We start from the raw sequence: 9,480 nt of genomic DNA on the forward strand, positions 1-9,480 counted from the left end.
CTTACTGCCCCCATACAACGTATACCGCCCATATAAACTGAGCAACCAGCCCAAAGCCAATCATCAACTGTGCTCCGAGACGTATTGCCGTGCATTTCAGGTAATCGGTAGTCACGGTCCAAAGACCTATCCAGGCATGCAGCGACAGCATGATGAGAGCGACAAGCGTCAGCCCCCGCATCCCCATACCCTGCCAAAGGGTGTGCCAGGCTGCGTAATCGGTTGCATGCGTTGACGCCGCACAGGTCAGCACTACGATATAAAACAAGAGATAAACGGCCGAAACTCGCTGAATCAGCCAGTCACGCAGGCCATTTCCCGTTAAACTTGTAACATTCGTTACCATAACCAGACCCCCAGCAAAAAGGCATACACGACTGCCAGTGCAATGACCGCGATGGCGCTTTTGCGACCGCCCTCAACGGACTCCCCCACTCCGAAGTCCATCACGAGATGGCGAATGCCTGCCAGCACATGATAGAAGAGCGCACAGGCGAACGCCCAAATCACGCACTTCCAGAGCGGCATGGCAACGAGTGCCTGTGCCCGCGCGAAAGAAGCTTCGGACGCGAGCGACACGGACAGCAGATAAATAAGAAACGGGGTCAGCACGAACAATGCAAGACCGGTCAGACGGTGTAAAATTGAGGCAATCGCCATGGGAGGAAAGCGCAGGGTCCCAAGGTCCAGGTTCACAGGTCGTTGTCGATTCACGGCAGGTAGCCCTTCCTTATTGGAAAATAGTCTTTAGGAACTGTTGACAGTTGGCGACACGGCTGGAAACCAAACGTCAACAAACCTTAATTGTAGCACAGAGAAAAAATCCGTGGGGAGTATATCACTGCGATGGAGAGGCGAAAAGCGTGATAATCACGAGATTAACAATCTCGTCAGCGTGAAGGCACACCACCGCCGCCTGGCGTGGCACCATAGACCTGTCGAAAGGTGTCGCGCGGGGATTCGGGCGGATACCCCTTGCCCATTGCGGCGTGAGTTTTAACGAGCTGGAGATACAGTGAACCCCAGGCGCCCGGGTCAAAGTCGCTGATAAGGTTTCTTGAGCAGTTGATAAGCACCTCAAAGCCTTTTCGTTTCGCACGCTCATCACCGTACAGGATGACCTGTACTTCCTCATCAGGTGCGATGTTTTGCGCTTCGAGGCTCTCAATCACGTGGCTGAACATCTTTTCGATAGTCATAAACAGCCGGCACATGGACATGCCGACATGAAACATGTCAGCACCCTTGGATGTTTCAAGCAGCATTCCGCCGCTCTCAGAGACGCTGCGGCGAATAGGATAGACAAACTCGTACGCATCCGCCGTCAGCTGCTCTGGCTGCACAATAACAGGCGGCGTCTCTGGTGGCAGAGCAAGCTGCGGCACTTCAAGCGCGAAGCTCGCCCAGCGCCATTCGAGCTGTCTTGCATCCTCTTCAGGATTTGTCGTTTCTGCCCCATCCATCAGGAGCTGATTATCATCCGGTTCACCTGGAAGCGCCATGTCACACAACCTTTTTTGCGGTACTGGTTATATTCTAGCCTGAAACAGGGGCTGGATGACAACTGACATTTCAGGCATTGCACAATCTTTACATTTACAACCGGTTCAGGGTACGTACTGATACACTACCGGGCAACGCACACATCCTCCCTTACAGGTGCTGCCAGCACCTCTGGCACGAATCACGCCGCGCCGCTCCCAGATGGCAAGCATGGGCTCAAGGGCATCACTGTCAACGCGAAAGGCACGTGCTATCTGCTGCAGGCTTGCGACCTTTTCACGAGCGAGGTAATCACGGATTTGCAAAAGCATGCGGACCTCCCTCGTCAAGATATCCCCGTTTGAGCCATTTCACAATCCCGAGTATCGCAACTGCGAAAACCGCTATCCACAGCATGCTGGCGAGCGGGTGCGCGGAAAATGTCGCGAGCTGATAAAAGCCGACTGCCACCGCATAGGCCACAAAAAACGACCACAGCACTGAAAACCGCATCCAGCGCCGGCTTGCTTCCTCACGAATGGCTGCCATTGTGGATACGCAGGGGATATAGAGCAGAATAAACAGAAGATAGGCGTACGCCCCCGCCTGACCGTCAAAACGGGTATACATCATGCCATAAACCGTCTTTGACACTTCGCTGTCGGGGGCACTTGCAAGAATGGGATTGGCGAACGCCGACCCAAGCCCCGCAAGGTTATGCGGAATGGATAAAAACGCCTCGCGCAATCCCGCTAGAAGGTCAAAGTGTGCCGCGTCAGCCGCTGTAAGATGTCCAATCTGAGCATAGAGAGAATTCAGTGTGCCCACCACCACTTCCTTCGCCAGCATGCCCGTAAGCAGCCCGACGGTTGCCGGCCAGTTGTCAGCATGCAGCCCCAGTGGTGCAAAAAGCGGTGTGAGGCATTGACCAAGCCAGGACAGTACTGAACCGGTATGAGCCTCACCTGCGCTGAAATCCCCGCTGAGGGTCAAGGCGTTCAGTCCGCCTAGAAGCACACACACCGGAATAATCATGCGCCCGGCGCGGCGTACAAAATGACGGAGCCGCCAGTGGGTCTCACGCAGGAGACGCTTAAAGGCTGGCCGGTGATAGGCGGGCAGCTCCAGAATCAGCGGAGAAGCCTCTCCCTTCAGGCAGGTTTTACGCAGCAAAAGGCCCGTGAGGACGGCCATGCCAATGCCTGTGAGATACAGTGAAAACACCACATTTTGCCCGCCAGACGGGAAAAACGCCGCGACAAACACCGCATAAATTGCAAGGCGTGCACTGCAGGACATGAACGGACTCATCACCACCGTGAGCAGGCGGTCTTCGCGCGTATCAAGGGTACGCGCGGCCATGATGGCCGGCACATTACAGCCAAAACCCACGATCATCGGCACAAACGATTTGCCAGGCAGGCCCATGGCGCGCATGAGCCTGTCGACCACAAAGGCGGCGCGCGCCATGTAGCCCGAGGCCTCGAGCAGTGCGAGAAAAAAGAACATCGCACCAATCACCGGAATGAATGTCAGCGTGGTATTAATGCCCTTGCCAACGCCGTCAGCAAGCATCGCAATCACCCAGCCAGGTGCGTGCCACGTGGTCAACAGTGCTGCTGTTCCCTGCACAAAGAGCGTATCGGTCGCGATATCAAAAAAATCCTGAAAAGCGCCGCCAATGTTGATGGCAAATAAAAACATGAGGTACATGACTGCAAGAAAAATTGGCAGCGCAAGCACACGGTGCAGCACCAGGCGGTCAAGGCGCGCCGTAAAATGCTCACTGGCATCCGAAGAGCGTGATTCGGCCTTCTGGACGATGGCGTGAATGGCGCTGAAACGCGCATCAGCGAGCAGGAGATCGGCATCTGTTGCATGGAGGTGCGCGCGCATCGCCGGATAACGGGCCAGCAAGGCTTCGTCCCCCTCCATCAGGCGGCGCGCGAGGCTTTCTTCGCGCCCGCTCTCAGCGTATTCCTCCAGCAGCAGATTTTTTAGATGCGCAAGCAGCTGTTCCATCTCGGGAGAAAGTGCCAGCGCCAGCGGGGCTGGCGGGGCTTTTGGCGCGGCAATTGCGTCTTTGAGCGCAGCAAGGCCCGTACCGTTATGCGCCTGAATGGCAACCACAGTGCAACCCAGGGTGCGGGCAAGCATGGACGCGTCAATCGTGATACCGCGCTGGGTGGCGATATCGGTCATGTTAAGTGCCACGACCACCGGCACACCGGACTCCAGCAGCTGGCTTGTCAGGTAGAGATGGCGCTCAAGATGGCAGGCATCGATAACGTTTACAATGCAGTCAGGATGAAGCGTTTCAAGTGCGTGTGCGGCAATGCGCTCATCCTCGCTGCCAGAACCCGCAGCCACGAGTGAATACACGCCAGGCAAATCGGTGATTTCAACACTCTGGCCATTGAGCGTGCAGGCGCCGCTTTTTTTCTCGACCGTAACACCTGGCCAGTTTCCCACGCGCTGGTGCGAGCCGGTCAAGGCATTAAAAAGGGTGGTTTTACCGCAATTGGGGTTTCCCGCGAGCACGATGTGCATTAGAAGCGCTCCCACTCAAGGCCACTGGCTTCCGCCTTTCGCAGCGAAAGTGCCGTGCCGCGTACATCAATCTGTACCGGACATCCGAGGGGAGCCACGCGCACAACGGAAATCACAACACCTGGCGTAATCCCAAGCGCCAGGAGTCGCCGGCGATAGCCGGGAGGTGTCGCCCCAAACCCCGTAAGGCGGGCGCGCTCACCCATCGTTAATTCTGAAAGTGTTACCATGGTCACGCATCCACAGGAAAAATCGCCACTGTATAAATGATATCGAGAATCATTCTCATTTTCAAGGTACTCACTGGAGAACATCCACCCGGCGCGCCAGATGATGGAAAAAATACGCCTCCGACTGCATCTCCTGAAGACGGCTCGCCGTACGCTGCCAGGTGCTCGCAAACGGCTCAGTCGTCAAAAAGGCATCCGGCCGCGCCGCCGAACGCACCACCATACGTACGCCGTTATCATAGAACACATCCATGCACTGTGCGAATAACAGGCATTGGGTGGAACTCATGGCTGAAGGGTCAGGCAGCTCGTCTATAAAAACGGTATCAAAGCGGTGTGCGATTTCAAGATAATCGAGCGTGCTGCGCGGCAGGTTGTAAAGCGTCTCAAATGCAAACCAGACGCTGTATGCGCCGCAGTAGCGCGCGGGAATCGGGCGGTTTTGTACATTGAGCATGAGGTCTTTTTCGGCATGCGGGTCACGCTCAAAAAACGCTTCGCGCATCTGATTTTCTTCGTCCAACGTATACCAGGTGCCACTGCCTGCGGTGTTTTTCAAACGAAAATCCTGGCCGGATACCAGCTCCAGCACTTCACAATGCGTCTGCAGCAATACGATAGCGGGCAGAAAACGGTCGCGCTGTACGCCGTTTAGATACAGGTTTTCTGGAGCGGTATTCGAGGTTGCAACCAGCACCACTTCGTGCGCTGCAAGTGCTTTTAAGAGTTCAGCGAGCATCATCGCGTGTGCCACATCCTGCACCAGAAATTCATCAAGGCATAAAAGACGCGTGGTCTTTGCATATTGCGCCACAATGCGCCGCAGAGGGTCGGACTGCCCCTGCAGTGCGCGCAGGCGCGCATCTACCTGCTGCATGAATTGATGAAAGTGAAAGCGCCCGACCGCCACCCCCTGAAGCTGCTGCAAAAACATATCCAAGAGCGACGTCTTACCGCTGCCAACCGGGCCATGCAGGTAAATGCCCTGTATCTGCGGCACCCGCTGCCAGGGGAAGCGCCGCCTTGTGCCGGTGAGCGCATCGGCGAGCCGCTGAAAATGGACCAGTACCTCGCGCTGAGCCGCTACATCACTCATCGTGCCGACAGCAATCGCATGTTCATAAGCCGCAAGCAGGCTCATGGAATATCCCTTTGCGCGAGAGTCGCGGCGATAGCGTCACGAAGCAGGAGCAGTTTGCCATGAAAAAAGTGCCCGGTGCCTTGAAAACGGTGCAGAGGCAGGTTTTCCTGCGTGCAAAAAGCCTCGACCTCAGCGAAATCGACCACTTCATCCGCATCGCCCATGAACACGTCCCAGGGCGATGGCGCAGGCGTAAAGGTCTTGAAATCATAGCGGTCTACCGGAGGGGCTATCGAGAAAAGCTGCGCATGCGGCAAACGTGCCGCCACCCGATACGTCACCCAGGACCCAAAGGAAAAACCGGCAAATACGGTTTTATCGCCTGGACGCTCTTCTTGCCAGTGCCGCGCAAGAGCCAGCAGATCTTCACTCTCGCCGATACCGTTATCGTATACGCCCTCCGAGCGCCCAACACCGCGAAAGTTAAGGCGCAGCGAGGGAACGCCCGCATCACGAAAGGCGCGCGCCATGGTGGTAACCACCTTGTTTTGCATGCTGCCGCCCTGAAGCGAGTTAGGATGTCCAAGAAAGGCCACTGCCGCACGTGGCTCGGGGGGCACCGTTAAAACAGCCTCAATAACGCCCGCGCCACCCTCAAGGCTCAGGGCGTGCTCGCCGGGCTGGGTGAGGTAAACATCAGGCTGCATGCGAACTCCGTTAAAAAAAGCACATTATACTGCAGGTTTCATCCCGGGGCATCCTTCTATTGTCGGCGCCCCCGCCATGGCTTATCATCGCGGCGATGCGTCGACTCGCGACTCGCGTGCGGCGACTTTTCCAGTGCTTTTTTATAAGGAGGACTTGATCATGCGACAGGTACCTGCAGCAACATCCTTCCCCTTCGAGCCGAAGGGGGAAATATGAAAATTCAGGATTTTCAGCGTAAAAAAGAGCGGCAGGATAAAATCTGCATGCTCACCTGTTACGATTATCCCTCAGCGTGCACGGTTGCCGAATCGACCATTGACTGCGTTCTGGTTGGCGATTCGGTTGCCATGGCGGTGCATGGACACCCGAGTACCGTTATGGCGACCATGGAGATGATGGTACTGCACACGGCAGCGGTCGCGCGCGGGCTAAAGACACAGTTTCTGGTGGCCGACCTGCCTTTTCTCGCGCACCGTGCATCCCGCGCTGAGACCGTACATAACGCGCTGCGCCTGATGCAGGCAGGCGCTCATGGCATCAAGATTGAAGGCGGTGATGCCGATACCTGCGAAACCATTTATCATCTGGTACAGTCTGGCGTGCCGGTCATGGGGCATATTGGCCTGACGCCGCAATCGGTTCACCAGCTGGGCGGCTTTCGCGTGCAGGGCCGCAATGATGCGGATGCAAAGCGTCTTTTGCAACAGGCAGCGGCACTCGAAGCGGCTGGATGTTTTGCACTGGTGATTGAATGCGTACCCAAAACACTGGCAAAAGTCATCACAGCACAGTCCAAAATTCCGACCATCGGCATTGGCGCCGGCGCTGATACCGATGGTCAGGTACTGGTCTGGCATGACGCCCTTGGCCTGCAGTCGGTTTTCAAGCCCAAATTTGTGCGCCGCTTCGCAGAGAGCGAGCCCCTGCTGCTTGAAGCCATCAACCAGTATGCTGATGCGGTTCGCAAACAGCATTATCCGGCAGAAATTCACGCTTTTCAGGAGTAAACCATGCGCTGTTTGCGTACCGTTTCGGAGCTGCGCGAGGCTTTGCGCACCCCCTCAGCATCCCTTACAACCGGTTTTGTGCCCACTATGGGCAACCTGCATGCGGGACACCTTTCCTTACTGGAGCGCAGTGTTGCTGAAAATACACGCACAATTGCAAGTATTTTTGTCAATCCAACCCAGTTTAATGCTGAAGCTGATTTTCGGCTTTATCCGCGTACCCTTGATGACGATCTTGCGCTTCTTGAGAAGGCCGGGGTGGCATATTGTTTTCATCCAGACCCCTCCGAGATGTATCCTGATGATTTCAGCTTTCAGGTGCAGGAAAACCGCCTGGCACTCCCCATGGAAGGCAACAGTCGTCCCGGGCATTTCACCGGCATGCTGACGGTGGTGTTGAAACTCTTGAATCTCACCCGCCCCACACGCGCTTACTTTGGGGAGAAAGATTACCAGCAGGCGTCTCTGGTGAGCGCCATGGTAAAGGCCTTCTTTCTTGAAACAGACATCATCGTCTGCCCGACCATCCGTGAAGCCTCTGGCCTCCCCTTCAGCTCACGCAACCGGCGCCTCAATGCCGAAGAACGCCAGACAGCCGACACCTTTGCCCGCATTTTTCATGCAGGCAGCCCCCTTGAAGCGACCAGAAACGCCCTTGAAGCGGCAGGGATTGCAGTCGATTATCTGGAGGAGCATGCGGGGCGCCGCTTTGTGGCGGTTAAGATTGGTGATATTCGGCTGATTGATAACACAGAAACCCTTAATGCGAACAGGGAACCATCCTCCTGAAGTAAAGCTGCAGAATTTTTTGATTAAAATCCAATCAATCGAAATATATGCACTATACTTATAGCTAGTAAGGATGCTCACCCTGTTTTGCAGGAAGCGCTGTTGGAGGAAATAAGCAATGAATCGTGAAAGCACCATTAAACAGCTGGTTCATGACTTTGAATGTAAAGCACATAACCTGCCGGACTCCACACTTGAGCTACTGGAGGCTGGAAAACTCGTTATTCAACTGGCTCGACCCGTTGATGGAGAAGCTGGAGGAAAAAAAGACCCGGGAGTACAAGTTGCCAGACAAAGAGTCAAGCCATAAGAATAACTTTCTTTAAGACTGTTATCACTTTGTCAGATATGTGCAAACCATGCCGGCATTTAGGCATTTAATTACCCTAAAAAGCTCGCTGACAGACGCAACAGGCCCTGTAAACGGGCCTCTCATTCCATTAAGCCCGCTGCACACCCCATAACGATGCCAAATCTGAATATCAGTTAAGACTGTAATTGCATCATATAGCAACTATCTTGAGCCAAAAACTCAAGGCAGTTACCGCTTCCAAATAAGCCATTGTATTTAATAGGCTTTTATGTGGTCTGGGCTGAGTGCCGCGAAGCCCGGTATCGGGAATCGCCGTTGGCCGGATGTTTTCTTGTGCATCCTGTCCCGCGCTTATCAGCGCAGGCTACGGTGCCATTTTTAAATAAATTATTGCATTTAAAAGAATTTAGTAGGATGGATACACGCAGGCCATCTTCTAACAGATGTATTTTTGTTTATTTTTTATACATCTTGGGGGTTGTGCACTATACTAAAAGTTAGTAAGGATGCTAAACCTGTTTGCAGGAAGCAATGTTGGAGGAACACAACGATGAATCGTGAAAGCACCATTAAACAGCTGGTTCATGACTTTGAATGTAAAGCACATAACCTGCCGGATTCCACACTGGAATTACTGGAAGCGGGAAAACTCGTTATTCAACTGGCTCGTCCTGTCGAGGGGGAAGCTGGAGGAAAAGGGGCGGGCGTAAAAATAGCTGTCCCAAGAATCCGACCTTAAGAACCGCTGTCGGGAAAAAGTTAACGCCTTGTCAAATACATTCAAACCATGCCGGTATCCCGGCATTCAATCTAACCTGAATGGATAGTCGGTAGATGCAGCAGGCCCGGCAAACGGGCCTCTAATTCACCATCAGGCCTTGCACACACTATACCGATGCCAAATCAAAGTACCATTTGAAGATAGTCAATGCGCATAATAACGGCTAAATACACCCGCTGAATATCTTCTTAACGATACATTTTTTTGTGTATTTTTTATGCAAACAAAAAATTGTGAACTATACTTAAAAGTGTAAGGACACTCAATCTGTTTACAGGAAGTATTACTGGAGGAACACTGAGATGAATCGAGAGAGTGCGATTAAAAAGCTCGTACATGACTTTGAATGTAAAGCGAACAATCTGCCAGATTCAACACTGGAACTGCTTGAGGCTGGAAAACTGGTTATTCAATTGACCCGCCCCGTCGAAGGAGAAGCTGGAGGAAAAGGTGGCGCTTACGTCAAAGTTCCAACAATTCGAGGATAAGGCAACGGTATCAAGAGCATTTATACCTGTTCGATAAATATCGAAATAATG

Annotated in this window: 13 protein-coding genes; 5 read left to right on the forward strand and 8 right to left on the reverse strand. The window is 53.7% G+C overall.

Annotation, left to right across the window (positions count from 1 at the left end; translation table 11 throughout):
• Position 1 precedes the first annotated feature (1 nt).
• The 8 genes from sdhD to E4T54_RS05110 all read right to left on the reverse strand — a co-directional run bounded on the left by sdhD (position 2) and on the right by E4T54_RS05110 (position 6,050).
• Complete coding sequence (gene sdhD, locus E4T54_RS05075) at positions 2-346, reverse strand: succinate dehydrogenase, hydrophobic membrane anchor protein (protein ID WP_028385883.1); 345 nt, start codon at positions 344-346, stop codon at positions 2-4.
• Positions 340-714: a succinate dehydrogenase, cytochrome b556 subunit gene (gene sdhC, locus E4T54_RS05080; protein ID WP_028385884.1), complete on the reverse strand. Its 375-nt coding sequence runs from the start codon at positions 712-714 to the stop codon at positions 340-342. Before sdhC ends, sdhD begins: the two co-directional genes overlap by 7 nt.
• A 176-nt stretch (positions 715-890) precedes the next feature.
• The gene (locus tag E4T54_RS05085) at positions 891-1,502 is read right to left on the reverse strand and encodes a hypothetical protein (RefSeq protein WP_035901806.1); all 612 of its coding nucleotides are present in this window, start codon (positions 1,500-1,502) and stop codon (positions 891-893) included.
• Between the two features lie 105 nt (positions 1,503-1,607).
• The gene (locus E4T54_RS05090; RefSeq protein WP_028385885.1) at positions 1,608-1,814 is read right to left on the reverse strand and encodes a FeoC-like transcriptional regulator; all 207 of its coding nucleotides are present in this window, start codon (positions 1,812-1,814) and stop codon (positions 1,608-1,610) included.
• Positions 1,795-4,032 carry a Fe(2+) transporter permease subunit FeoB gene (gene feoB / locus E4T54_RS05095; protein ID WP_051550817.1) on the reverse strand — a complete coding sequence of 746 codons (2,238 nt, stop codon included), beginning with the start codon at positions 4,030-4,032 and terminating at the stop codon, positions 1,795-1,797. Before feoB ends, E4T54_RS05090 begins: the two co-directional genes overlap by 20 nt.
• Complete coding sequence (locus E4T54_RS05100) at positions 4,032-4,262, reverse strand: FeoA family protein (protein WP_028385886.1); 231 nt, start codon at positions 4,260-4,262, stop codon at positions 4,032-4,034. Before E4T54_RS05100 ends, feoB begins: the two co-directional genes overlap by 1 nt.
• 70 nt (positions 4,263-4,332) lie before the next feature.
• Complete coding sequence (zapE, locus tag E4T54_RS05105; protein WP_028385887.1) at positions 4,333-5,403, reverse strand: cell division protein ZapE; 1,071 nt, start codon at positions 5,401-5,403, stop codon at positions 4,333-4,335.
• Positions 5,400-6,050, reverse strand: a complete 651-nt coding sequence (locus E4T54_RS05110; protein ID WP_028385888.1) for an alpha/beta hydrolase — start codon at positions 6,048-6,050, stop codon at positions 5,400-5,402. The genes zapE and E4T54_RS05110 overlap by 4 nt, the downstream gene beginning before the upstream one ends.
• Positions 6,051-6,263: 213 nt before the next feature.
• Between E4T54_RS05110 and panB the strand changes: the two genes are divergently transcribed.
• The 5 genes from panB to E4T54_RS05135 all read left to right on the forward strand — a co-directional run bounded on the left by panB (position 6,264) and on the right by E4T54_RS05135 (position 9,429).
• The gene (gene panB / locus E4T54_RS05115; RefSeq protein ID WP_028385890.1) at positions 6,264-7,058 is read left to right on the forward strand and encodes a 3-methyl-2-oxobutanoate hydroxymethyltransferase; all 795 of its coding nucleotides are present in this window, start codon (positions 6,264-6,266) and stop codon (positions 7,056-7,058) included.
• 3 nt (positions 7,059-7,061) lie between these two features.
• Entirely contained in the window at positions 7,062-7,847 is a 786-nt protein-coding gene (panC, locus tag E4T54_RS05120; RefSeq protein WP_035901822.1) for a pantoate--beta-alanine ligase, read from the forward strand.
• A 118-nt stretch (positions 7,848-7,965) separates the two neighbouring features.
• Entirely contained in the window at positions 7,966-8,157 is a 192-nt protein-coding gene (locus tag E4T54_RS05125; RefSeq protein ID WP_035901824.1) for a hypothetical protein, read from the forward strand.
• A 553-nt stretch (positions 8,158-8,710) separates the two neighbouring features.
• Positions 8,711-8,899 carry a hypothetical protein gene (locus E4T54_RS05130; RefSeq protein ID WP_035901825.1) on the forward strand — a complete coding sequence of 63 codons (189 nt, stop codon included), beginning with the start codon at positions 8,711-8,713 and terminating at the stop codon, positions 8,897-8,899.
• Positions 8,900-9,243: 344 nt separating this feature from the next.
• A complete protein-coding gene (locus tag E4T54_RS05135; RefSeq protein WP_028385891.1) occupies positions 9,244-9,429 on the forward strand; it encodes a hypothetical protein in 186 nt (61 codons plus the stop codon).
• Positions 9,430-9,480 lie beyond the last annotated feature (51 nt).

It is taken from the genome of Legionella geestiana, assembly GCF_004571195.1.
In the GTDB taxonomy this organism is placed as follows: domain Bacteria; phylum Pseudomonadota; class Gammaproteobacteria; order Legionellales; family Legionellaceae; genus Legionella_B; species Legionella_B geestiana.